Annotated in this window: 25 protein-coding genes; 6 read left to right on the top strand and 19 right to left on the bottom strand. The window is 42.6% G+C overall.

What is annotated here, in order from left to right:
• The first annotated feature begins 2 nt into the window (after positions 1 to 2).
• From panB to K0625_RS10775, 3 genes are all read left to right on the top strand, one after another.
• A complete protein-coding gene (gene panB, locus K0625_RS10785; RefSeq protein WP_220109689.1) occupies positions 3 to 797 on the top strand; it encodes a 3-methyl-2-oxobutanoate hydroxymethyltransferase in 795 nt (264 codons plus the stop codon).
• 101 nt (positions 798 to 898) lie between these two features.
• Complete coding sequence (gene panC, locus K0625_RS10780) at positions 899 to 1,744, top strand: pantoate--beta-alanine ligase (protein ID WP_220109688.1); 846 nt, start codon at positions 899 to 901, stop codon at positions 1,742 to 1,744.
• A gap of 266 nt (positions 1,745 to 2,010) precedes the next feature.
• Positions 2,011 to 2,529 carry a DUF4124 domain-containing protein gene (locus tag K0625_RS10775; RefSeq protein WP_220109687.1) on the top strand — a complete coding sequence of 173 codons (519 nt, stop codon included), beginning with the start codon at positions 2,011 to 2,013 and terminating at the stop codon, positions 2,527 to 2,529.
• A gap of 54 nt (positions 2,530 to 2,583) precedes the next feature.
• Here the strand turns inward: K0625_RS10775 and K0625_RS10770 are convergent, their stop codons facing one another.
• A complete protein-coding gene (locus K0625_RS10770) occupies positions 2,584 to 2,775 on the bottom strand; it encodes a hypothetical protein (RefSeq protein ID WP_220109686.1) in 192 nt (63 codons plus the stop codon).
• Positions 2,776 to 3,144: 369 nt separating this feature from the next.
• On the opposite strand from K0625_RS10770, the gene K0625_RS10765 reads away from it, so the two are divergent.
• Entirely contained in the window at positions 3,145 to 4,947 is a 1,803-nt protein-coding gene (locus K0625_RS10765) for a tetratricopeptide repeat protein (RefSeq protein ID WP_220109685.1), read from the top strand.
• 48 nt (positions 4,948 to 4,995) lie between these two features.
• Here K0625_RS10765 and K0625_RS10760 read toward each other — a convergent pair whose 3' ends face one another.
• From K0625_RS10760 to K0625_RS10700, 16 genes are all read right to left on the bottom strand, one after another.
• The gene (locus K0625_RS10760) at positions 4,996 to 7,176 is read right to left on the bottom strand and encodes a peptidase domain-containing ABC transporter (protein WP_220109684.1); all 2,181 of its coding nucleotides are present in this window, start codon (positions 7,174 to 7,176) and stop codon (positions 4,996 to 4,998) included.
• Positions 7,177 to 8,436, bottom strand: a complete 1,260-nt coding sequence (locus tag K0625_RS10755) for an HlyD family secretion protein (RefSeq protein WP_220109683.1) — start codon at positions 8,434 to 8,436, stop codon at positions 7,177 to 7,179.
• Between the two features lie 29 nt (positions 8,437 to 8,465).
• Entirely contained in the window at positions 8,466 to 9,029 is a 564-nt protein-coding gene (locus K0625_RS10750; RefSeq protein ID WP_220109682.1) for a UCP032817 domain-containing protein, read from the bottom strand.
• 30 nt (positions 9,030 to 9,059) lie between these two features.
• Positions 9,060 to 9,227, bottom strand: a complete 168-nt coding sequence (locus tag K0625_RS10745) for a hypothetical protein (RefSeq protein ID WP_220109681.1) — start codon at positions 9,225 to 9,227, stop codon at positions 9,060 to 9,062.
• A gap of 42 nt (positions 9,228 to 9,269) precedes the next feature.
• Positions 9,270 to 9,833, bottom strand: coding sequence for a UCP032817 domain-containing protein (locus tag K0625_RS10740; protein WP_220109680.1), 564 nt, complete (start codon positions 9,831 to 9,833; stop codon positions 9,270 to 9,272).
• A 68-nt stretch (positions 9,834 to 9,901) separates the two neighbouring features.
• Entirely contained in the window at positions 9,902 to 10,030 is a 129-nt protein-coding gene (locus K0625_RS24695; protein ID WP_012326403.1) for a hypothetical protein, read from the bottom strand.
• 60 nt (positions 10,031 to 10,090) lie between these two features.
• Entirely contained in the window at positions 10,091 to 10,219 is a 129-nt protein-coding gene (locus K0625_RS24690) for a hypothetical protein (RefSeq protein WP_012326403.1), read from the bottom strand.
• A gap of 61 nt (positions 10,220 to 10,280) precedes the next feature.
• A complete protein-coding gene (locus K0625_RS24685; protein WP_012326404.1) occupies positions 10,281 to 10,409 on the bottom strand; it encodes a hypothetical protein in 129 nt (42 codons plus the stop codon).
• Positions 10,410 to 10,923: 514 nt separating this feature from the next.
• Positions 10,924 to 11,694, bottom strand: coding sequence for an ABC transporter permease (locus K0625_RS10735; RefSeq protein WP_220109771.1), 771 nt, complete (start codon positions 11,692 to 11,694; stop codon positions 10,924 to 10,926).
• A 2-nt stretch (positions 11,695 to 11,696) separates the two neighbouring features.
• Positions 11,697 to 12,677 carry an ABC transporter ATP-binding protein gene (locus K0625_RS10730; protein WP_220109679.1) on the bottom strand — a complete coding sequence of 327 codons (981 nt, stop codon included), beginning with the start codon at positions 12,675 to 12,677 and terminating at the stop codon, positions 11,697 to 11,699.
• Positions 12,678 to 12,833: 156 nt separating this feature from the next.
• A complete protein-coding gene (gene hpt, locus K0625_RS10725; protein ID WP_012326408.1) occupies positions 12,834 to 13,364 on the bottom strand; it encodes a hypoxanthine phosphoribosyltransferase in 531 nt (176 codons plus the stop codon).
• Between the two features lie 30 nt (positions 13,365 to 13,394).
• Positions 13,395 to 14,054 carry a flavin prenyltransferase UbiX gene (locus K0625_RS10720; protein ID WP_220109678.1) on the bottom strand — a complete coding sequence of 220 codons (660 nt, stop codon included), beginning with the start codon at positions 14,052 to 14,054 and terminating at the stop codon, positions 13,395 to 13,397.
• A gap of 19 nt (positions 14,055 to 14,073) precedes the next feature.
• Entirely contained in the window at positions 14,074 to 15,459 is a 1,386-nt protein-coding gene (gene mpl, locus K0625_RS10715) for a UDP-N-acetylmuramate:L-alanyl-gamma-D-glutamyl-meso-diaminopimelate ligase (protein WP_220109677.1), read from the bottom strand.
• Between the two features lie 188 nt (positions 15,460 to 15,647).
• Positions 15,648 to 16,169: a prepilin-type N-terminal cleavage/methylation domain-containing protein gene (locus tag K0625_RS10710; protein WP_220109676.1), complete on the bottom strand. Its 522-nt coding sequence runs from the start codon at positions 16,167 to 16,169 to the stop codon at positions 15,648 to 15,650.
• 209 nt (positions 16,170 to 16,378) lie between these two features.
• Positions 16,379 to 16,870 carry a type II secretion system protein gene (locus K0625_RS24680; protein ID WP_220109675.1) on the bottom strand — a complete coding sequence of 164 codons (492 nt, stop codon included), beginning with the start codon at positions 16,868 to 16,870 and terminating at the stop codon, positions 16,379 to 16,381.
• 62 nt (positions 16,871 to 16,932) lie between these two features.
• Positions 16,933 to 17,997 (bottom strand): HD-GYP domain-containing protein, encoded by a 1,065-nt coding sequence (locus tag K0625_RS10700; protein WP_220109674.1) that lies wholly within the window; start codon positions 17,995 to 17,997, stop codon positions 16,933 to 16,935.
• A 405-nt stretch (positions 17,998 to 18,402) separates the two neighbouring features.
• On the opposite strand from K0625_RS10700, the gene K0625_RS10695 reads away from it, so the two are divergent.
• Positions 18,403 to 20,382: a GGDEF domain-containing protein gene (locus K0625_RS10695; protein WP_220109673.1), complete on the top strand. Its 1,980-nt coding sequence runs from the start codon at positions 18,403 to 18,405 to the stop codon at positions 20,380 to 20,382.
• An 8-nt stretch (positions 20,383 to 20,390) separates the two neighbouring features.
• Here the strand turns inward: K0625_RS10695 and K0625_RS10690 are convergent, their stop codons facing one another.
• Complete coding sequence (locus tag K0625_RS10690) at positions 20,391 to 22,430, bottom strand: cation:proton antiporter (protein WP_220109672.1); 2,040 nt, start codon at positions 22,428 to 22,430, stop codon at positions 20,391 to 20,393.
• A 229-nt stretch (positions 22,431 to 22,659) separates the two neighbouring features.
• Between K0625_RS10690 and K0625_RS10685 the strand changes: the two genes are divergently transcribed.
• Positions 22,660 to 23,376 carry an oxidative stress defense protein gene (locus tag K0625_RS10685; RefSeq protein WP_220109671.1) on the top strand — a complete coding sequence of 239 codons (717 nt, stop codon included), beginning with the start codon at positions 22,660 to 22,662 and terminating at the stop codon, positions 23,374 to 23,376.
• 124 nt (positions 23,377 to 23,500) lie between these two features.
• Here the strand turns inward: K0625_RS10685 and K0625_RS10680 are convergent, their stop codons facing one another.
• Positions 23,501 to 24,943: a disulfide bond formation protein B gene (locus K0625_RS10680; protein ID WP_232847029.1), complete on the bottom strand. Its 1,443-nt coding sequence runs from the start codon at positions 24,941 to 24,943 to the stop codon at positions 23,501 to 23,503.
• Position 24,944 lies beyond the last annotated feature (1 nt).

The following is a 24,944-nucleotide window of genomic DNA, read 5'->3' as shown; positions in this document are numbered from 1 at the left end:
CTATGTCTAAGATAACTAGCTCTACCCTGCTCAAATTTAAGCAGGAAGGTAAAAAGTTCACCGCACTCACCGCCTATGACGCCAGCTTTGCCAGTGCCTTCGACAGTGAAGGAGTCGATGTACTACTCGTCGGTGACTCTATGGGAATGGTGCTTCAAGGACATGATGATACTCTGCCAGTTTCTGTGGAGGATATTGCCTACCACACCCGCTGCGTTCGCCGTGGTATCAAACGCTCATTGCTGATCTCTGATATGCCATTTATGAGTTATGCCACTCCAGAGCAAGCCATGACCAATGCCACCGCCCTGATGCAAGCTGGTGCCAATATGGTTAAGGTAGAGGGAGGACACTGGCTACTCGATACCGTGACTATGTTGACCGAGCGTGGTATTCCAGTCTGTGCTCACTTGGGACTCACCCCTCAATCAGTTCATGTATTTGGTGGCTTTAAGGTCCAAGGTCGTGATGCAGATAACGCTCAGCGTATTCTCGATGAAGCTAAAGCGCTCGAGGCCGCTGGTGCTCAACTGCTGGTTGTCGAGTGTATCCCAGCCACTTTAGCTCAAACCATTAGTGAAGCATTAACGATTCCCGTTATCGGCATAGGCGCTGGCGCAGGTACCGACGGGCAGATCTTAGTGATGCATGATGTTCTTGGGATCTCTAGTGGTTATATTCCACGCTTCTCAAAAAATTACCTTAAGCAAACTGGCGAGATCCGTGAAGCTATCCGTGCTTATATCGATGAAGTAGAGAAGGGAGTCTTCCCTGGTAGCGACCATACATTTAGCTAAAAATTAAGCCCTGAGCCATCAATTAAAAGGGCTGTTAAATCAGTTTTGCTCACGATTTTACAAAAAATAGTGAGCAAGGATTAAGGTATTGCAGTAGTAAAATGATCACCACACAAGAGATCCAACAGATACGCGAACAGATCCGCACTTGGCGTACAAAAGGTGAAACCATCGCCTTTGTGCCCACTATGGGTAACCTACATTTAGGTCATATCACCTTGATTAAAGAGGCGGTAAAGCGTGCCGATCACGTTGTTGCCTCAATTTTTGTCAACCCCATGCAGTTTGGTGCCAATGAAGATCTTGATGCCTACCCTAGAACACTAGAGGCGGACAAACTCGCCTTAAGTGATGCAGGTGCCGAGTTACTGTTCACACCTACACCTGAAATTATCTACCCTAAAGGCATGGAGCAGCAAACCTATGTGGAAGTTCCTAAAATAGGCGATCAGCTCTGTGGTGCGAGTCGCCCCGGTCATTTTCGTGGTGTTGCAACGGTAGTATGTAAGCTGTTTAACATTGTTCAACCCGATATCGCGCTATTTGGTCGTAAAGATTTTCAGCAGCTGATGATCATCAAGACCATGGTTGAGGACCTTTCACTCCCCATTGAGATAGTCGGTATTGACACCATACGTGAAGCATCTGGACTTGCGATGAGCTCACGTAACGGTTACCTCAGCGAAACGCAAAAGAGCCAAGCTGCAGTGTTAAAACAGACCATGGATCAGATCTCAAACGCTGTTAAACAGGGAGCTTCACTAGACCTTGCCATCGAAAATGGTAAGCAAGCTCTAATCGATTCAGGTTTTACACCTGACTACTTAGAGCTGCGTAACGCAAAAGATCTCTCCTTTGTCACCGACGAACAAGGTGAGCTAGTGATACTCGCTGCAGCCTATATGGGTAATACCCGCCTTATCGACAACCTCTGCTTTACCCGATAGCCTTTTCTTTACCTATAACAGATAGGGGGCCTAAACGCCCTCTCTCTTGTTACTCTTAGCTGACCACTACAATTTATTGTTACTTTTCAATGAGACTTTTGTTAGCGTAAGGTTTCAAAAAACTGGTTTTATCGCCTAAGTTACGCCATAGTATTTAGAATTAACCAGTTTAATACTCCTTAGATACTGACAATAATGTCTCACTTAGGTACCTCTTACGTACTTAAATAACGATTTAAAGGGCAATAGATAGGATGTGCAGCCGAATGGCAAATGCGAGCGTGATAGTCACCATCATCAGCCTTTTTATAGTGCACTCAGCACAAGCGAATGTGATCTATAAATGCATTAAAGGCGAAAAAATTGTATTCAGTCAAACTGTCTGCCCAAAAGAGTTTAGCCAACGAAAAATTGAATTTCAATTAGGGATAACAACCGAAACCGATTCAGATAAACGTGAAAAAATAATCGATCCGATACATCAACTTCTCACCGAAGACACTATGCCTAAGGAGCAACAACTTAAGCAGCTCAAGGCTGAAGTCTATCGCTTGAATCAAGAAAATAGTTATTTTGAGATTTTAAGAACAAACGCATTGCAGAAAATAAAGCGTAAAAACTATTGGCAAAAGAAAGATACTAAAGATCCCGAATATCTTGCAGAGACCGCTGAAGTAAACAGCTATTATAATGAGATGATAGCGGGTAATAATAAAATTATCTCTCTGCTTAATACCCGTAAGGAGCAGATAGTCATGGAGCAAGAAAACAAAGAAGCGCAATAATACCAAGCAGTATTAATTACGCCACTCTTCACTCTAACGATTATTCACTCTATATTAACCACGGTCATTATGTGGTGGTATTTCACAAAACTGGTGACCAATACAGATCCCATCATCAGCGACATTACCGCCTGATACCGACTCTAATAGTGCATCTTCAATAATAGTGATTCTATTATCTTGAGCTTTGTCAGGCTTTGCAGAAGTTTGGCTTGTTGTGCTCTCACTGTTCATTAATGTTTTCATTTCTCTAATCCTTAAATGATATCACTGCCCATTAGCAGTATATTTTCCCTATAACACCCGGTTGACTGCTACCCATCCCACACCCGATGTGTTAACAATAGGTTAATCGCATACCGTTCGAGTCACCAATCTGATACATTTTAACGTTATAAGTAAGGACGATTTGAGGGTTTTGTAAGGTTGATTATCTAAAAACTTTGGGGGTTGTTAGTAAAATAAACTATTAAAATATAAGACTAAAAATTCAAAACCCACCCAATAAACAGTGGAGAAAAAACAAGCAGAATTGCCCCAAATAAAGCCTAAGATTGAACAAAAGTTCAACATGAGCCCTGATGACAGATGAAAAATTAACAAGGATAAGTCGGTATGTTCAAACATCTTCACTATAGCTTGGTCAGCTATCTAGTGTTTACGCTTGGTCTTCTCTTTAACTCGGAGGTCTATGCTGAGTCCTGTTTAATCAGTAATAATGAGATAAAAGATACCAGTCAAAAGATCTTAATTTGCCAACGGCAACTCAATGACACTGCCCATGATTCTGCTGAGTATTACACCCTCTCACTTTCCCTTTCAAAGCTATATCAACAGACAGGGGATCTCAACTCAGCTAAAAATATCCTCAGCCAACTCCTCAATGAATATAGTAAGATTAGCGAAATCGAACAGATCAAAGTAAATAGGCAGTTGGGAGTTATCTATTTTCATCAAAGGGAATATGAACAGGCTTTTAATGCTTTTGAGCAAGCGCTCAGTTTATCGATAAAATTAAAGAACAGCTCCTTTATTGCACTTGGTTATAATGATCTGGCTAATATTTACCATATCTATGGCGATCTTGAGACCAGCACCAGCTTACTCTTAAAAAGTTACGACATTCATACCGCTGAAAGTAATGAACTAGGACAAGCCAGTGTCCTTAACAATTTAGGCTCTGTCTATAAAGATAAAGGCGATTACAATGAAGCTATCGTCTCATACCGAAATGCTTATACCATCTACACTCGATTAGGCCGTGAGCTTCAAGCCGCCCTTACTCTTTCCAATTTAGGCGAGACCTTTCAATTAAACGGTGATCCAGACAAAGCTATCGAACTGTTAACTCAATCCGTTGAGAGCCTGAAACAGCTCAACTCTTTTAGGTTTTTAGCTGAGATCTATATTTTACTGGCAGAGATATCAGTCAACAGTGTGTCAACTGAGCAAGCACAATATTGGTTAAACCAATCCAGACTCACAACCAACTTGATCCAATCCTCAGAAAAGAATCCTAAATACTGGTTTGTTCAAGGTCTAATATGGGAGAAGAGAGATCAACTCGACAAAGCAGCCGAAAACTATGAAAAGGCTTTCGAACAGGTCAATCAACACAAGGAGTATCCATTTCAGAAGCAGCTTTATACGGCGATGGCCGAGCTTAGTGAGCAAGTTGAAGATTATGAAGCATCGAGTAAATACTGGCGTATCTATGCCGATACCCTCAACTCACAACTGACACTGAAGAACACCATACATTCGAAGAATATCCGCAGCACTTTTACCTTTGAAGCCGCTGACTCATCGAACTTAGAAGTAGGCAAAATCTCTATCCTTATCTTGGCCACACTGATTATTTTTCTCTCTAGTTATATCTTCATTATCAGACGAAATAGGGGCATTCACAGAGCAAGCAAAGAGAACATTGAGCCATCAGAGATAACCCACACAGTCGCAGAGCTAGAGACTCCAGCCACTGAGCCAGTAACAAAGCAAGGCTCACCAAGCTCTCCTTCATCAACGTCTAACTTAAGTGAGAGTGAACAGGCGGAACAGATCAGACTTCAACTGGTAGAGTTGATGCACTTAGCCCTACAGATGTGGGAGGAGTCGACTCAAACAGGTAAGCTAGAACTCGCCCAACAGAGTAAAATTTGGAGTGTCGGCATCGATGATGGCCGTATAAGGGCCAGAGCCATGGAGCGCTATTTTGGCCTCAATACCCTGCCACAGAAACCCAGATGGCGCTCTGTGGTGCGCACCTGTAACTACGTATTGCAGAAATGCGAAGGGAAAAGTCTCTACCGAGAGGAGTTAGAGACTAATTTAAAAACCTTTCAAAATAATATTAAAAGAAAGGCGATCATTGACAGTAAAAACCCGAGCAGTGATGAAGATAGTTGTACTGAGCATTAACAGGCAACCAGCTATCTGTTAATGCCGTACAGAGTATCAACCTAAAGTTTACCTTGCACCAGAGGCGACTGGCATCGTATGGGTGGGAAGATTATCGACTCTCCTAGCTTTGCCATAATCCTCTTTGTTCACCTCAATGCATTCACCTTTAACAAACTTAATGATGCGATCAGCTGACATGATTGTTTGCGGCCTGTGGGCAATCATCACCCGAGTAATATTCAGCTTACGTATCGAGTTATTCACGTGTTGCTCAGCATGAAGATCCAAGCTCGATGTGGCTTCATCTAAAAAGAGGATCTTAGGGCGTTTATAAAGCGCTCTTGCCAAGAGTAACCGCTGAATTTGTCCTCCAGAAAGTGATGACCCCATATCGCCAATGAGTGAGCGATAACCCATAGGTAGCATCAAAATATCTTTATGGATCCCGGCTAACTGTGCACACTCCTCCGCCCAACTTTTATCAGGATCTTGACTGAAGAAACTAATATTCTCCATGATAGTTCCCGATAGGAGCTGGTCATTTTGTAGCACGCTGGCAATTTGATTTCTGAAGTTTAGCAAACCTGTCTTTCTGATATCTTGGCCATCAACCATCACGGCACCCGATGTAGGTTTCAGCAACCCTAGCATCACCTTCATCAAGGTACTCTTGCCACAACCTGATGGCCCGACAATCGCCACAGACTCTCCAGGGCTAACAGTGAGGTTAATCTCACTCAGCACATCGGGATCTTCATCTGAGTAGCTAAAGCAGATCTTATTCATCTTCAAAGACCCTGTGACTTCAAACTCCTCATCCAACTCACCGAGATCCGCCTCCTCTTTGGTCAAGGTAATATCACCAAGACGCTCAAGGTGAAGAGAGCACATCTTAAATTCAATATACTTATCGATAAGGTTACTTATCTTCTGTTCAAACTGAGTCTTGTAGGAAACAAAGGCTAGTAACATACCTACCGTAAGCAGGTTTTCCATCACCATGGATGCACCAAAGTAGATAACCAGAATATTTTCCAAACCGAAGATAAGCATACTTGTCCAACTAAAGAGTACTCGCAGACGCTCCACCTTTATCGAGGTATTGGCGGTGTCCACGTTATAGTTATCAAACAGATTCAGTCTATCGCTCTCCTTGGTAAACAGCTTAATGCTCTGGATCCCTCTAACCGACTCCATAAAGTTACTGTCTTTCTTTGCAGTACAAACAATATTCTCTCGGCTAACGCTTCTAAGCTTTTGATAGGAGATAGAGCGGACAATCAGATATAGAGCAGAAGCCGATAGCACCAACAACATCAGATCGACACTGTAGATATACATCATCACCAAAAGGCCGATAACGATAAGCCCATCAACCAAGCTCTCAATTAATGTGGTAGTTAACAGATTTTTTAAAGAATCCAAAGATCTAAAACGTGAGACAACATCCCCTATATGACGCTTCTCAAAAAAGTCCATTGGCAGCTTAAACAGGTGCCGCACTAAATTAGAGTTCATCTGCAGGGAGAGTTGATTACCTAAAAGCATGATCACCAAAGACCGCAATGCAGTAGAGAGGGCTTGTAACAGCAGCACACCACCAAAACCGAAAGCTAAAATATTCATCAAACTGTAATCGTTGGAGATAAGCACATCATCCACAGTTAGCTGCATATAGATGGGCGTAACTAAGATAAACGCCTGCAACAACATAGAAAATAGAAAAACAGTTAGTAGAGAGCGCTTCCAACCCACAAGATTAGACCAGAAAGAGGAGAGAGTGGCCTTAGGTGGTTCCTCCTGAGCCGTAAAGCTTCCTGAAGGGGTAAACTCCATCGCAACACCGGTAAAGCTCGATGAGAGCTCCTCTTTAGTGCAAACTCGCTCTCCCAAAGCAGGGTCATGCAGATGATAACGGTTACCCGATACCTTCTTCAACACAACGAAATGATCCATGTTCCAATGCAAAATACAGGGTGTTTTAAGCTGGTGAACGGCATCAAGTTCACACTTAAGCGCCCTGTGGGTTAAGCCAACTTTGGATGCAATCTCTGTCATCCCTTTTAGTGTCGAGCCCTTCATCGACACCCTATGAAGCTGGCGCAACTGAAACATGTCGGTATTGTGGCCATAATAACTGGCAATCATCGCCATACAGGCCAAGCCACACTCTGCTGATTCAGTCTGCTGAATGACCGGTAATTGATTGCCGCCTGAAAAATTTATTCTATCGATAAGAGATGGCATCTATCTGTTCCTCAAGCTATAAATTGGTTCTAAAATCCATTGAACTAAGCTACGATTTTCCAGTTTTACACTGGCTTCCAGCTCCATCCCAACCCCTAAACTAAGCTCCTCACCTTGTGCGCTCACCGATTGCGAATCTAACCCTACGATCACCTTATAAACCGCTCCAGTTAGCTCAACACTGGTCTCTAACTCCTCTGGAAGGGAGATCACCTTAGAGACACTCAGCACCCTGCCACTATGTAGGCCAAAATGTTGGTAGGGGAAAGCGCTATAGCGCATTGAAACCTCTTGAGCAGGCTTAATAAAACCTATTGAGGTTGCAGGAACATAAAGCTCAGCTTGTAGCTTAGAGCCTTGTGGGATCAGGCTCACCATAGTATTTCCAGGACGTACAAACTCACCGACATGGGTCAATTGACTGCCTATCACCCCAGTTAGCGGTGCATAGATCCGGTAATCGATATTGGATGAGACCTCTGTGATCCTCTGTTTATTTTCAATCAAATTACGTTTGAGACGATTATGCTTCTCTTTGAAGATCCCTGGCTTTAGTTCAAGTTCATTAGTTAACTCAGCTAACAGAGACTGAGTAGAGTTAAGCTTCATCAACAGATCATTACGCTTAGACTTCAGCGCTAGATGCTCCTCAATCACCTTATCTAGCTGAGCCTGATTTGTATGGCCCGCCTTTAACAGCTTTTCATTACGGGCCAACCCCGCCCCTGAGAGTTCAACCCTTTGATCGTATATCGCTAACTGCGCATTGATCTGCTCAATCTCTGTGGTTTTCGACAAAATTTTGCTTTTAATAAGCGCCAACTCTAGACCTGACGCCTCCTCAGCAATCTTAAGATCTCGCTCTAAAGAGGACTGAAGTTCCATCTGCTGAGTCAAGATAGTTTGATCTAAGTTCTGATCGAATGAGCTGTGTCTATCGGTGGAGATAACATAAAGAAGATCGCCTTTAGTGACTGAATCCCCCTGCTCTACCAGCTGCTCAATAATCTGCCCCTCCCGTCTTGCACTCACCTTAACTAGCCCTTTGTCGACGGTGATCACGCCAAATACATCCGCGTACTTGGTGTAAGTGCCGACAAAGAGAAAAACCAGCAAACCAGAGACAACCAAAAACATTAAAATGGCTATCCATTGATACTCTTTAGGCTGTCTTAGAAAAACGGTCCCTAGAGAGTTGCTATCACCTCTCTCTAAAACCTCTTTTCTAAATAGCTGTTTAGATGGACTTAGCTCTTCCATGACAGGCCTCCTTTAATCCTATGTATAAATTAAGCCGCATCAGAAAGCTCAGCACTGCGGCGAGCCAACTCCAGCTGCAATGACTCACTTCGTTTGAGCTCAGTGTTTAATGCCATCTCACATAAGCTCTTAGAGGTATAACGCTGTGGGTACTGCTTATACCAACGCATAAATACCTGCTCACCTAACTGGTCATAGATAAACTCATATTGCCAACGCTTCTTCTCCATCAATGCCGCTTTGCGCTCAGCGATAGATAAGCCTTTTAATTCACTCTCTGCCATGGACATTCCATCAGCGGTCATTGGCGAGTGATGGATATACCCACCAAAATACTCTTTACAGAACTGACCATAGTCACGGGTAAACAGCATAAAGTTATGCCACATCTCATCGAGTACCACGAGTGCACTGTCTATCACAACGGGCTTATTCACTGACTTTTGTGTTTCTGATGCCATCCAAAGCCAACGCTTCACATCTTCAAATATCTCAACTGCTTCTGACTCTTTAACGCCGTATAATTTGATAAACCTATCGGTCACATCGCTATTCTGATATGCGAGTACCGCTTCTAAATTTGAGTTATTCATATTGCCTCCAAATGAGTAAAATAGGGTGAATTACTCCGAAATACAGAGATCTTCTCCGGGTAAACAAAAACCTGGTAAACAGGGTTCAGAACAAAAAGAGGCGGAGCGACCACCAGCAATATTTATCAGCAGCTGCTCTTCAATTAATTCAAACTTTTCATCTTGTGTTTGCTGGTGATCTGTCTTAATTTTTTCCATGATAATCTCCTTAATAGGAACAATGACTAAAGGGCCTTAAACCTAACTCGCTTTCTGAGTAAGTTGACTCAGTTCAGGGATAAGTACCGATTCTTTATCCGCCACACTCTGGTGTTTCAAAGCTGAGTTTAATAAAGCATTTGGGGTATATTTCTTGGGATACTCCTTATACCAAAGCAGAAACTCCTCTTTTCCTAACTGGTCATACACAAACTCATATTGCCAACGCTTCTTAGCTAACATCTCCTGAGCAAAAACTTGAGGCTCTTTTCCTTTCATAGAGTCTCTTAGCTCCTTCTCCATCGCCTTTGTGGTAGGCATATGGTGAATGTAGTGACCAAAAAAACGTTTACAGAAACTTAGGTAATCATTAGAGAAGAGAATAAAGTTGTGCCACATCTCATCGATCACTAAAAGAGGAGTGTCGATAGACAGCTTGGCATCTAACCCCAATTGGCGTCTTTGATAGCAGAGCCAAAGCCATTTCTTGGCACTATTAAAAATCACACTTGTGGCTGCTTCATCTGTGCCATAAATATCCATAAAACGTTTTTCAACTGCAGGATTACTGTAGGCAAGTACCTCATTTAGTGTTGTTTTATCCATGATATATCTCCTTTTCAGACTGGATGCCCGGAACAATAAACATTCCGGACATTAGCCTTGGACTTTATTTAGTCATCGAAACAAATTGATAGACAAAACTCGAAACAAAGCTCGAAACAGAATGCTTCTTCACGACCACCAGATACGTTCTCTAACAGTGCTTCTTCAATTAGCTCAATCTTGTTATTTGTGTTCATGGGTAAATCCTTTTTAAATTATTGATTAAATGTGTAACTCAACTAAAATCTAAGTTTTATTTAGTCGTCAAAACAGATAGATAGACAAAACTCAAAACAAAGTTCGAAACAGAATGCTTCTTCACGACCACCAGAAACATTCTCTAACAGTGCTTCTTCAATTAGTTCAATCTTGTTATTTGTATTCATGGGTAAATCCTTTTGTTATTTGTTAAATGAAATTTTCTCTGGATTAAAAGCTAAGTTTTATTTAATCGTCAAAACAGATAGATAAGCAAAACTCAAGGCAAAGTTCGATACAAAATGCTTCTTCACGGCCGCCAGAAACATTCTCTAATAGTGCTTCTTCAATTAGTTCAATCTTGTTATTTGTGTTCATGGTTAGATCCTCATTTCAATTTATATATGCTTAGTTTTTTAGTTATGCCGTAAAGTCATTCTCACTTTGTATTTATAGATTGAACAACTTCGGGGCTGACTTCATTAAGCGACATTGAAGCCATGATGGATAGGAGCGTTAGGGGCTATTAAGAGGAATGAACAGGGATGTAACACCGGGGAGGTTAAACATAAAAAATATTGATATATAAGTATATTTATATAAATCATTCCCATAACGTCCCATTAAAAAATATCTATTTTTAGGCCGTTACTCGCGCTCTACAGAGGTTTTTTATTGCTTAATTAACTTGAAAAAGGAAAATATTGGTCATCAACAGATAGTTTTCTTGGCGATACAGAGCAAGACTAACCAATTCGGTGAGTAAAATTTAATGAAGAAAAGAGAAAATAGGGCTGAAATAATTCGTTATTTAAAATAATGAGCATTAAAACATCGCGAGTGCCGAGTTACATTTCTTAAGCAGAAACTCGACACTCGCAGCTTTCCTCCTTTAACTCCTCAACCCAATCCCACGGCTGATTAAGTAGTAGGCCACGGCCCACAAACTAACGCAAAAAACCACCATCACGGCGATAGAGAGAGGTATGCTCATATCTGCGTACCCTAAGAAGCCATAACGAAATACATTGATCATATAAACTACGGGATTGAGTTGCGACACCCCTTGCCAGAAATCAGGTAGCAGGGAGAGAGAATAGAATACGCCGCCCAAGTAGGTTAAAGGGGTCAACACAAAGGTGGGCACGATACTGATATCATCATAACTCTTGGCAAAAATCGCATTAATCAAGCCGCCCAACGCAAACAAAATGGCTGTTAGCAGCACAGTGATCGCCACCAACCCTACATGCTGTATACTGATATCCACAAAACAGAGCGCCACTAAAGTCACTATGGTACCCACACATAATCCGCGAGCCACGCCACCACCAACGTAACCGGCAATAATCACATAATGGGGCACAGGAGCCACGATAAGCTCCTCTAGATTACGCTGGAACTTAGCACTAAAAAATGAGGAGGCCACATTAGAGTAAGATGCTGTGATCACCGACATCATAATAAGACCCGGCGCGATAAACTCCATATAGGATACTCCGCCCATCTCACCAATCCGCTTACCCACTAAGTTACCGAAGATAAGAAAATAGAGAGTCATACTGATCGCTGGCGGCACTAGCGTCTGCACCCAAATCCGGGTAAATCGGTTTATCTCTTTCGTTAATATACTCTTAAATGCCGTGGCATAGAGGGTTTTCATATTCATGCGCTAGCCCCCTGGGTCGAGACGGGTTTATCCTTTGTGCTCTCAGCTCCAAGCGAGCCTCGTTCCACCAACTCCACAAACAGCTCCTCTAAGCGGTTTGCTTTATTTCGCATAGACAACACCTCAATCCCCTGCTCACTTAGCTGGGAAAATACACTATTAATGCTCTGCTCTTTAGCCACATCAACCTCTAAAGTATGTTCATCGGTTAGGCGACTACTAAAGCCTTCAAATTTAGGTTCTTGAGTCAGATCTGTGCCTAAATCTAAAATAAAGGTCTCCAAGTTTAAGCGGCTTAATAGAGATTTCATACTGGTACACTCAACCAATACTCCCTTATCTATGATACCGATATTGCGACACAGCATCTCAGCTTCCTCAAGATAGTGAGTCGTCAAAATAATTGTCACGCCTTGCTTATTAAGCTCGGTCAAAAATGTCCACATTGAACGTCTCAGCTCAATATCGACACCAGCGGTTGGCTCATCCAAGATGAGTAGCTTAGGCTCATGCATCAGAGCTCGAGCAATCATAAGTCGCCTTTTCATACCACCGGACAGCTCACGGGCAGGAGTATTACGCTTTTCCCACAGATCTAACTGTGTCAGATATTTCTCAGCACGCTCCATCGCAACAGTGCGTGATACGCCGTAATAACCCGCTTGGTTAACTACTATCTGAAGCACTTTCTCAAACTGATTAAAGTTAAACTCCTGAGGCACTAACCCAATGCAGAGCTTAGCCAACTCTAGCTCACTATCGATATCATGCTCAAACACACAAACCTTGCCCGATGTTTTCTGCACTAAGGAACTAATGACACCAATTGTTGTGGATTTCCCAGCTCCATTTGGGCCTAAAAGGGCAAAAAAATCTCCCCTGTTGACCTTTAAACTCACCCCTTTGACAGCCTCAACTCCACCCTTATAGGTTTTCTTAAGGGAGTCGATAACTAAGGCATACTCTCTGTTCGACATTGTCTATCCTAATTCCAGCTTTAACTGATTTTTCTAATATACCCAAGCGACCTCGACATGCTGAGTCCTGCACCTTGAAGTTGTTTGGGTATACATTGGGGCATTCGAGTAAAAAAAACCCGCATTAAGCGGGATTTTTAATAAATAATAAGTGACTTACTCTAATGGGATCACTTTAGCGATATAGGGTAAGTTGCGGTACTGCTCAGCGTAATCGATACCATATCCAACGATAAACTCATCAGGAATAGTAAAACCGATAAAATCGACTGGCACATCGATTTCACGACGCTCAGGCTTATCAAGCAGAGTACACAATGCCAGACTCTTAGGCTCACGCAGAGTCAACATTTCACGGATCTTATTCAATGTGTTACCTGAATCGATAAGATCTTCAACGATTAAAACGTCGCGCCCCTTGATATCAGATTGCACGTCTTTGAGAATTTTTACTTCACGAGTACTCGTCATAGCGTTGCCATAACTAGAAACAGACATAAAGTCGATCTCTACATGGCCTTTAATACGACGACAAAGATCCGCCATAAATACCACAGACCCCTTAAGCAGACCCACCATAAGAAGGCGTTCGCTATCGGCGTAATGTGCATTGATCTGCTCAGCCAGCAGATCCAGTTTCTGGTCAATCTCTTCAACAGAGATCATCTCTTCAATCGTGTGTTTCATAGTGCTCTCAGCATAGCCTTATAAGATATCTTACTTGGTGCGATCACTTGAGGTGTTTTGCTCATAACCCCAGCGATTTGTTAATTCGTGTTCCACGCCCAGATGGTCAAGGATCCGAGCGACCATGAAGTTTACCAGATCTTGAATCGATTTGGGATCATGATAAAAGCCAGGAGAGGCAGGCATAATAGTGACGCCCAAGCGAGACAGTGACAACATATGCTCTAAATGTATAGAACTAAAGGGAGTTTCTCTTGGAACAAGCAGTAGTTGTCCCCGCTCTTTTATCACGACATCAGCCGCACGTTCGAGCAAACTATTGCTCATTCCCGTAGCAACTGAAGCTAATGTTCCCGTACTACAAGGACAGATCACCATCTGCTTAGGGGCTGCAGAGCCAGAAGCCGGAGGCGAAAACCACTCATCTTTACCCAAGAGGTGAAGTTCACCAGTAAACTCCACACCGAGATTGGCAAAATAAGCTAGAAGCTGCCCTTTCGCTTTGTCACTATTTGCACTGAGCTTTACTCCCTGCTCAGTAGCGAGTACCACACGCGCCGCGCTAGAGATCATCAAGAACACCTGATAATCGGCCACTAACAAACATTCCAGTAGCTTGAGCCCATAAGGGGCACCGGAAGCACCAGTCCATGCCAAACTAATAGATTTGGTTTTTCTTGGGTAGTTCATAAAGTCTCAATAAATAGTTTTAACGCTTAGCATTTAGCTTCTTCAATAATTTCTGGTGCAGACCACCAAAACCACCATTACTCATCACAACAATGGTATCCCCCGGCTCTGCTTTCTCAGCTACAGTTTCAACTATCTCATCTATCTCATATAGCACTCTTACCGGTAGCTCAGCTTTTTTCATCGCCGAAGCTAAATCCCAGTCGATATTATCAGCTTGGTAAAGATATGCTTCATTCGCCAGTGCCATTGAACCCGCTAAGGTATCCTTGTGAACACCGCTCTTCATGGTGTTTGATCTAGGCTCTAAAATAATGGTGATCTTACCTTCGCCCACTTTAGCACGGGTGCCCTGTAGGGTTGTCGCAATCGCAGTAGGGTGATGAGCAAAATCATCATAAACCTCTATGCCATTGACAGAACCAATCAGCTCCATTCGGCGCTTTGGTGGTTGAAACTTAACGAGTGCTTCGATAGCGGCTTGAGGTTTTACCCCAACATGGCGTGCAGCGGCTATCGCCATAGTGGCATTTTCAACATTGTGTTGACCAATAAGCTGCCAATCTAAGATTCCTTGAGACACTCCGTCAAAGAATAACTCAAACTGATGACCATCATCGGCAATCAACTTTGTCGACCAACCCGCCTGGCTAGTATCAGCAGAGCTTGAATAGAGCTCCTGTTCACTCCAGCAGCCCATCTTAATCACCTCAGTAACCGCTTGGCTCTCCTTCGGCCAAATGATCTTTCCTTCACCGGGAACCGTACGTATGACATGATTAAACTGGCGTTGAATTGCTTTGAGATCATCGAAAATATCTGCATGATCAAACTCGAGATTATTGATCACTAAAGTACGCGGCTGATAATGGACAAACTTAGATCGCTTATCAAAAAAGGCACTGTCATATTCATCGGCTTCCACCACAAAAAAGGGCGAATTTCCCGTACGTGCAGATACGCCAAAGTTTTGTGGCACACCGCCAATTAAAAACCCAGGCTCATAGCCGCAATCCTCCAATATCCAAGCCAACATGCTTGACGTCGACGTCTTCCCATGTGTACCCGATACGGCTAACACCCAACGATCTTTCAAAATATGCTCAGCTAAAAACTGCGGCCCAGAGGTGTAACGAATACCACGGTTCAGTACTGCTTCTACACAGGTATTACCCCGACTCATGGCATTGCCTATCACCACTAAGTCTGGGGCATCATCTTCACTCTCCCCAAGTTGGACTGGATCGAATCCCTGAATCAACTCGATACCTTGCTCCTCGAGTTGGGTGCTCATCGGTGGATAAACATTGGTATCGCTACCGGTAACCTTGTGCCCTTCAGCTCGTGCTAATAGCGCAAGTCCGCCCATAAAGGTGCCACAGATACCAAGAATATGTACATGCATCGGGTAAGTGCTCTGATGAGAAATAATTTGATTGGTATTCTAACGGGAAGGAGCACCATTGTCAGTTAACTATGGTTTAAATAACTTTACTGTGGGCCATACAGCATTATCTGGAGGAATATCATTGAAACCTAAGTCAATGTTGATGTATCAGTGTTATCTATTACCTGCGGTAAGTTCGCTACTGTTTAGCAGCCATCTGTGTCTATAGTAAAACTTTGAGTAGTACCTGTGTGATTATAACTGGCATAGCATTTATCAGCGATGAGAGTGCCGGTTCCGTAACCTATACGTGAATTACCATTATCTTCATAAACGCTCAAATCACCATAGGAAACAATACGGCGGGAATTAGTTTTATCTTCTGAAATGGCCCCTGTCAGACCAAAGAAGGCTTCGAGAAAATAGAGATTAGGGTTAGTGGCTTCACTCTTATTTTCTGGGTACCCACGCCAAAACTCGTAAACGCCATAATCGGTATCGACTCTATCTTGATCTCCAAGCTTGCCTTGTATCTGAGCTTTAGCATGTAATAAATTAGTCATTGACTTCATGTCGCCTAAAAAGCTCTCAACGCTACTCACTTTTGCATCTCGGCTCAAATTCATAAACTTGGGTGCAGCCACAACCGCTAAAATCCCTAAGATGATGATGACAACCACCAACTCAATCAGAGTAAATCCACTGTGTTTACGCAAAAAACCAGACATATCAAGAGCTCTATTTATCGTTCACTGTTATTTTATACTATTAAAACGATATTACAGCTTAAAGTCAATGTTACCAAACAGCAGAAGACAAATGTAACCATATAATAATAAAGAGGATTTAGATTATATAAGCATTATTTAATTTAGAGTTATTAAACTAAAATGAAACAGCGCTATGCAAAAAGAGAGAAAGGGAGTCAACCACAGCACTAACAATCTTCTGTGACTAACTCATAGGTGACACTACCGCCAGCAGTATCTGGGTAATAGACTGATAAAAAACATTGAGTCACAGCAGAAGCTGGATTGTCGGTAAAGGAGATAAGAAAATGAGGGAGAGTTGGACCAGTACCGCCATAATGCTTACTAATGGTTAAATCATCATCTAACCCCGCGTACTCTTTAGCCGAGACGACAAACTTAATTAAACCATAATAGCCAATTAAATCTGCGGTACCATCGCTGTCCATATCAATATTCAGTACCGAAGCATCCACCAACTCCTGACCCTGCAGTGCAGCCTTAGAGTAACTGAAACTATTGGCTGTAGAAAGTGCGCCTCTAGCCCCCTCAAGAACAGCCACTTTTGCATCTTTATTTAAAGAGATAAATTTAGGTGCAGCAATGACACTTAACACTCCCAATATGATGATAACTACCACAAGTTCGATTAAGGTAAACCCATTGTAATGCCGTAACAAACTGTAACTCCCCTATCAGTTTTGTTTATAACAATAACTCCTGAGCAAATATCAATCAAATATCAATCATCTTTATACTCTTCCTGAATCGCCTTAATTTCAGGAATACTTTCGACAAAAAGGTCCACCAATTGTGGATCAAAATCTCTCCCAGCATTCTCTTTGATGTAATCGATCGAATCATCAAACGTCCAAGCAGGTTTATAGGGACGCTTAGTCGTTAACGCGTCAAAAACATCTGCAATACACACGATTCGCCCTTCAATGGGGATAGACTGTCCTTTAAGGCCTTTGCTGTATCCAGAACCATCCCATTTTTCGTGGTGATGTATGGCAATAGATTGAGCCATCTGGATCATCATTGAGGGGTGGTCATCAAATAATATATTGACCTTATCTACATGTTGCTGCATATGTTGAAACTCACTGTCGCTAAGCTTGTCAGGTTTAACCAAAATATCATGAGAGATCATTATCTTACCTATATCATGCATAGGTGCAGCTTTCTCTATCATATAAGCTATCTGTTCATTTAAGCCTAACTTGCGTGCTAGCAAGCCTGAATACTTACCTACCCTAATAATATGTTTACCTGTGGTTTCATCATGCAGCTCAGCAACGATAGCCAATTTGTTGATAAGAAACTCTGTGGCCTGATCAAGTTCAAAAGTCCGTTGCTGCACTCGTTTTTCAAGCTCTTGATTCAAATGGGATTGTAATCGTAAAGCTTGTATAATATTAAGTTGATTCATCACCCTTAGCTTAAGCTCATACTCATTAAAGGGTTTGCAAACAAAGTCATTTGCCCCGCCTTTTAATGCTTTTATATGGGATTTTTGATCACTTAATCCACTGACAACAATAACGGGTAACTGCTCAGAGCTGTAGATAGCTCTGATCTGCTCCAATACCTGATAGCCATTAAGGTAAGGCATCTCCAAATCGAGGATCACTAACATCACATCAAACTCGAGTTCACCCATCACCTTACGAGGATCGGTAATACTTGTGATACTCAGATCCATATCGATGGACTTAAGCATCTCATTCATCACAAGCACATTAGTTATCGAATCATCACAGATAACTACATTAGCCTTACTTAACGTCCCGCCACTAAACCCCATTGAGATATCCCTGTTTGCTCACGAACTTTCACATTTAAAATGCTCAATACCTTAGTTAAACGTAGTTTCTTCTGTTAAAGGCTTCAAATTTATCCAGCAATTTTTTGTGTATCAATATTTGTATACTCTCTTAAAAAGCATACAATATGCGCAGCAAGATGAGTTGTTGTTCAAGCTAGTCAAAACTCAACGAGCAAACAAAACATCTAACTCCCATTATTTATGTGGCTTATTACCCTAAGATTTAGACTTTATACCGTGAGCTTACTAGGCTTTATTTTAGCGGTTATAACGACTTAATAGATTGCGGTTAACAGAACGGAAAATAGCTCGATACATATGAAAATGCAGTCTATTAGAGAGGCATACATTTTTACTTTCCCACCAGCTTCTCAAGGTAAAACAATGCGTCTCCTACTTCTAATCTTTTTCCTCTACAGCCTACCCAGCTTAGCCACACCCTCTAATTCCAGTTTTTCACGAAATCTAAATAGCATAGAAGATCAACTCTATTCACTACCTATCAAGGCCCAAGCTCGCCTTATCGATATGGAAGCAGTTGAGTTAAAAAAGAAGCAGCCTCCTCCCTTGTTAGTGAGATATTTTATTCTCAGAGCCAGTGCAGCACTTCTCCTAAATGAGGCAGAGCAGGCTATCAATGCCTCAGAAAAGGGGATGATTTATGTGGAAGGTAAGCCGGAATTTAAAGCGGAGCAATTTCAGCTCAAACTCAGGTTAATTCAAGCTCTGTTGATGCAAGGAAAGAATCAACTGGTTCTATCACAACTAAACAGCCTACTTGAGGCTGCAGAGTCTTTTAATGATCCCGCGACCACAGCCGAATTCCTATTGGTAAAGGGTCAGGCATACCGAGATAATGAGGAGTATGACATCTCAATGGCAGCCCTAATGAGTTCATTGGAGACTGCCAAGCAGACCGATGATCAGGTGCTACTTAAGCGCATATCATCAAATTTAGGTGGGGTACTACTGAATCTTAATGGCTTCGATAAAGCTGAGTTATTGCTAGAACAGTCTTATCTCTTTTTCAAAAAACGAAAAATGGCCTTTAACCAGTTATTGGTAAAGATGGATATAGCTGAGCTAGCTAAGAAACAGGGGCAAGATGAAAAAGCGATACAAGAATACCTTCAAGCACTTACTTTAGCTCAAGTTTTAGGTGATGGATTTCATCGTTTCCGCATCAACCTACAGATAGCAGAGCTCCTGTTAAACAGGGGAGAAACCGAGCGAATGAAACAATATTTACGAGCAAGTGAAGGCTTGAGTGAACGTGAACACACCCGATATTTCATTAGTAAACTCAACCTACTTAAAGTTAACAAAAAACTTATCAACAAAAACTTCCAAGGAGCTTTAGTTCTCCTCTCAACACTACTTCCAAAGCTCAATAAATATCGCTCACTCAATCGTTCAGAATTGCAACTTCATTTGGCGGCTTCCAAAGCTTATTATGGATTAGGTGACTTTAAAAATGCTTACCTTACCCTACTCAATTATCAAGAGAGTTTTAGCCAATTTAGTGCCGATGAGCAGCTTGATAACCTAGAGAGACAGAAACTCCTCTATAAATTGGAGAGGTTGAAAGCTGAAAATCAGCAACTGAGCTGGAACAATGTGCTGCACACTTTAGAGCTGGAAAACAGTGAAGATGAGATTGAATATCTGAATGTATTAATTTTCTTTGCTATTGTTTCCGCAACTCTTGCCTCATTAGCCGCACTCTGGATCAACCGTCGCCGGATCCGATGGGGGAGAATAGCCAATACTGACAGCCTTACTAACCTCTATAATCGGCGCTATCTATCCCATAAGTTACTGAGTCTTAATAAGCCAGATAACACCACTCCTCTGTCATGCATATTGCTAGATATTGATCTTTTTAAAGTGGTTAATGATTCATATGGCCACATAGTCGGTGATGAGGTGCTGGTTAAGGTCGCTACACTATTTATCAATAATGTTAGAGAGAAAGATATCTGCGCCCGAATTGGCGGCGAAGAGTTTATGATCTTACTCCCCAATACTAATTTACAACAAGCATCTGATATCGCTGAAGACCTTAGGTTAAAGATAGAAAGTTTACGCTTTGTCTCCCTCAAAGGTGAGCCTTTCACTATCACATCCAGCTTTGGGGTGGTTGAGGCAAGTAAAGAGCAGAGCTTTTCTGAACTATCCAACGCGGTGGATCTGTTACTTTATACCGCCAAACAGAATGGGCGTAACCGTGTCGAAACAGGAACGCCTAAATTTACAAACTCCCAGCAGGTGGAACAGGTTCATAGTAAAATGGCGCAGCAGCTTGCTAACTTAAAACGTAAAACTCAACGACTCCTCTTTATGCTAACTCAACTTATTAAGTAATATTTAGCTTAAATCAGCTGACTCTGCTTCTTACTTTGATGCATCTTAAGCTCTACGGTTTCAATCAGTTTCTCAGCATCGGTTTCTGAGATCATACCGTCATGGGTCAAGGTTTGGATCATTTTACGCTCAGTGTTGAGCAGTATCCTTAATGCAAGATAGGACTCGACACGCTCCACTAAATGGGGAGATTGTTCCCGAAAATCAGCTAAGGTGGTTTTAGCGAAATGATTGACCTGCTCAACCTGTTCCAGTGCAAGCTTAAGTTGCTCTGGCGCTAACGACAAACTAGGAGCCAATTCTTTAATATATTCACTGGCCTCAAACAGTCCCCGTGCACTCTCAAATATAATCATGTGTTGCTTATAGTTAGCCGCGCGGGCATAAGTCCCAATAACAGGGATAGTACGGCATCGAATTGACCACTGTGGGATCTTCCAATGCTTCACGATTGAGGTTCTTGGCCACACCTGAGGCGTTCCATCCAACGCTTTCTCTATGGCATCGACCAAAATATGCGTCGCATCTTTACTCAATAACCCTTTAGCAAATTGGTTCCAATAAAACTGCCGCTCAGACTCCAGAAGCTTTCGTAAATACTCAACTTGAGTGTCTATCTCCTCCTCATATTCCTCCCCCACAGACACAATATTTCTGTCTACAAGGGGCCAGTTAACAGACTTAAGATACTCATCACTCTGAAGCTTGCTCCTCATCGATACCATCTCATTGGAGATCTTATGCTGTACCTTGGCAAAGGTTTGCTGCTTGGCTTTCGGCAGTTTATCCAAGCCCAGTTTCCCCATCACAAACCGCATACTTGAGCCGTTCACCACTATGGTTAGTACCACTATGCCAGCCGTTAAAAAAAGTACCTGATCCCTAAGTTGAATATCTAAAGATTCATTAGTTGCCACAATTAAGGCAAGAGCTAGCGACACAGCCCCCCTTAAGCCACCCCAAATCAATACAACTGATTTCTCCTTAGTAAGCCCTATCCCTATGCGCGCTAAGATAGGCATTAGCCCTAAAATAACGCCGCCTCTAATAATCAATATGCCTAAGAAGATAACTGCCAGATACTCCCAGTTCGCTAAATCCGCTAAACCTAACCGCGTCGACACCACTAAGCCAACTAAGATGAATATCAGGGTATTAAATAGAAAAGAGAGGGTATGCCAGAAATGGTGTAGATGCTCCATCACCTCAGGAGAAAATCGTGTCCTTCCGGGGCCTGCGTAGATCAATGCCAAGGTCACCACACTCACCACGCCCGATGCATGAAAAATGTGTTCAGAAACGTAAAAAACCAGATAGGGTAAAACCAGCGTCAGCGCTATCTCAATTAAACTATCGTTAAATAGAGAACCGATAAACATCAAGCTTATCACCGCAACCACAGTCCCGATTATCACCCCAATCGAGACGACACGAACAAACTCAATGATCACCTCACTGGTTTCAAATTCGGGCTGTACTTGGGTTGCAAGGGAGAGAAACAGCGTAAAAAGTACAATAGCGGTACCATCATTAAGCAGGGACTCCCCTTCGATAAGGGTTTGCAAGCGAGCTCGTGAACACATCTCTTTAAGCAAAGAGACCACAGCCACAGGATCGGTCGCGCTCACTATCGCACCAAACATCAAGGCCGCACCAATAGACCAGTTCCAAGGCAATACCGTTAAGCACAAAAGAGCGGTAATTAAGGTGCAGATCACCATGCCAGGGATAGCCAATACAGCAATTTGTGAGAACATACGTTTAAAGAGGTGGACCTCAAGAGAGAAGGCAGACTCAAACACTAAAGCTGGTAAGAAGATAAACATAATAAGGTTAGCATCTAACTGACTAGCAAGCACAAATGATGCTTTTAGCTCATTAACCACAGGCAGCTGGGTTTCAAAACTTAAGCTCCCTCCTATCAACATCCCCAAAGTTAGCAGCGCAACCGAATAGGGAATGGCCGTATTTTTTAAAAGCTTGCGCAGCATAATCCCAAGCAATATCGCAACAACAAAAAATACCAATAACAGTAAAGTTGTCTGCATATCTGCTCCTTAAGGTTCAGTCACTCTATTAAAAATAGTCCTTAGCCCACGTTTATCCAATGACACCGAAATCGAAAACCGTCCACTCGACCTAAATAAAAGATTAACCCTTTCTCTATCTTTCACCGTTTATACCTTCAACAAACGGCCAGAATAAGCTCTACAACTGAAGCTGATGCAAGCGCAAGCCGTTAAACACATGATTAAATATGATTATTTTGGAGTTCCTATGAAGCGTTCACTTTTATCAAATCTACTGACAAGTACATTTCTCAGCGCAAGCATCTTGGCCGCTCCACTGCTACAGGCCAGTGAAGTTAGCTTTCCTCATCTTGAAACCGTCGGAGTCAGCCAGCTGGCTGTCGAAGCTGATATGGCCGAAATTAATGTTCAGGTTGCCATTAAAGATAAAACAGCCAAGGGAGCTAAGATGCTTTCAGATACCGCGGTCGCTAAATTTATCGAGCGTTTAAAAGCGGCAGGAGTCGAACGAGCAGATATCCAGAGTGCAAACCTGAATCTTCAGCCTCAATATCACTACCAAAAAGATAAGCCTGCCGAACTGGTTGGCTACAACGCAAGCAGGCAGATAACAGTCAAGGTCAAAGAGCTAGCTCGCCTGAACAATATCTTAGACTCAGCCCTTGAAGAGGGAATAAATCGCATTAACAATATCGCCCTTAAAACCAGTAAAGAGGCTGATTATGTCGAAAAGGCTCGTCAAGCTGCGATTCTTGATGCCAAAAACAAGGCGAGCTCCCTAGCTAAAGGCTTTGGTGAAAAGCTAGATGGTGTATGGGAGATCCGTTATTTCGAGCAACATCCGGTTCAACCTGTCATGCTAAGAATGAATGCAGCGAGTCCTAAGTTCGATGCCGCAGAGAGTTATCAGCAAGGGCAAGTCACCATCACAGACAGAGTTGAGGTGGTATTTAAGCTAAAGTAGCCCTATACCTTATCCAATAAAAAGCCCTTGGTAGTCACAACCAAGGGCTCTTTCGAGAGTCACACAAGTACTAACACAATCTGTACAGCTAGCTCTCCAATCTATAAAAGCTTAATCGATTACACTATTTAAAAAAGCTCACTGAGTTTTGACCTTGCGCCCCATTAAGCACGGTAAACTCACCGTTCACTAAGGTCAAACCTTGAGGATTACTCACCCCCTCAAAGCTATACGCAGCATCAATACTATTGGTTGCCATCGTCATCTCTAAAACTTGCTTAGCACTGTGGTTTAACAGGTAAGCCTTATCTTGCTCGATGGCTAAACCTGTCACCATAGGAAAGGTTTCTGCAGAGTTGATAATTTTAGCTTCACTGTTGAGCTCAAAATCTTGATTGCTGAAACGAGAGATCACAAAGTTATTACGCACTTTAGCCGGCAGTGTCACAGTGACATACTCTTGAGTCGCAGCATCCCAGCCTAAACTGCCGATATAGTTATACTTAGCACGGACAGTTGAGAAGCGACTACGTTTCAACTCCTTCACGCCATCTGTGCCATCCATAAACAACCAGTAACTGTCGGCAATTTTTGCTAATGGATCGTATTCAAGACGCACATAGCTCTTATGATCTGCGGTAACAACAACGCTGTTATCACCATCAAAGGCAACACCTGTGAGGTTAGATATCTCGACCGAGAAAGCACCATCAATCATCACAGAGGCTAACACTTTATCCAATTTACCGTTGAGAAAGTGTACCCAGTTATCGCTGGTCACCACGGCATAGATATCACTGTTGGGGCTATAACTTATCCCAGTCGCCACGCCAGTGATCTCACTTGGTAGGTTTTGTGTCCTCAAAGCGTTCAAGCTCCGCTGATTACTCACCTCACTTCCCTCAACCTTTGCCATATTGGCAAAGTCTGGACGCTCAATAGCGTAACTACCACGAGCAGATAGGGAGGAGAGTTTAGGCCAGTTAGCGGTAGACCAGACAATCTTGTCGCTGTCGAAAGTCATACGGTAGGGATCGCTCTGACCGATAAATGGAAAAGGTCCCGTTTGGCTAAACGCCTGCACAATATTGAAACCAATCACCACGAGAAACACCATTACAGTCGACCGGTTTAACAAGGTCCAGCTGTTCTTATCCTCTTTCTCACTTAACTTATCGCCCTGTAACATCAGCAATACCGCAGCAAACAGTAAGATAACGAGGAACACCACCATCACCCACACATAGGTGTGCACGCCAAAGATAGCTGGGCCAAAGCCTTGGCCAATGTCTTTCAAGATGTGGTTCGAACTATGACGATAACCTGCCCACAGACCATAAACAGAGGCAAAAATCAGCGCACCAAGGTATTTTGGCTTTAATCCATAACGAGTAATGAAGATAGCAATCAGGGCAACCAACACCATGGCAGTACGCTCTTGCCAACATAAAATACAGGGAGTATCACCTAATCCATAACCTAAAATGATGCAGGCGATACCCACTGGCAGCGCAATCAGTGCCATGGCTGCAAGGGAGACGATTTGGTTTACAGTTGATTCTTTCATT

The sequence above is a fragment of the Shewanella nanhaiensis genome, assembly GCF_019457885.1.
In the GTDB taxonomy this organism is placed as follows: domain Bacteria; phylum Pseudomonadota; class Gammaproteobacteria; order Enterobacterales; family Shewanellaceae; genus Shewanella; species Shewanella nanhaiensis.
The sequence above is the reverse complement of the archived record's forward strand: the minus strand, read 5'-3'. Positions and strand labels throughout refer to the sequence as shown.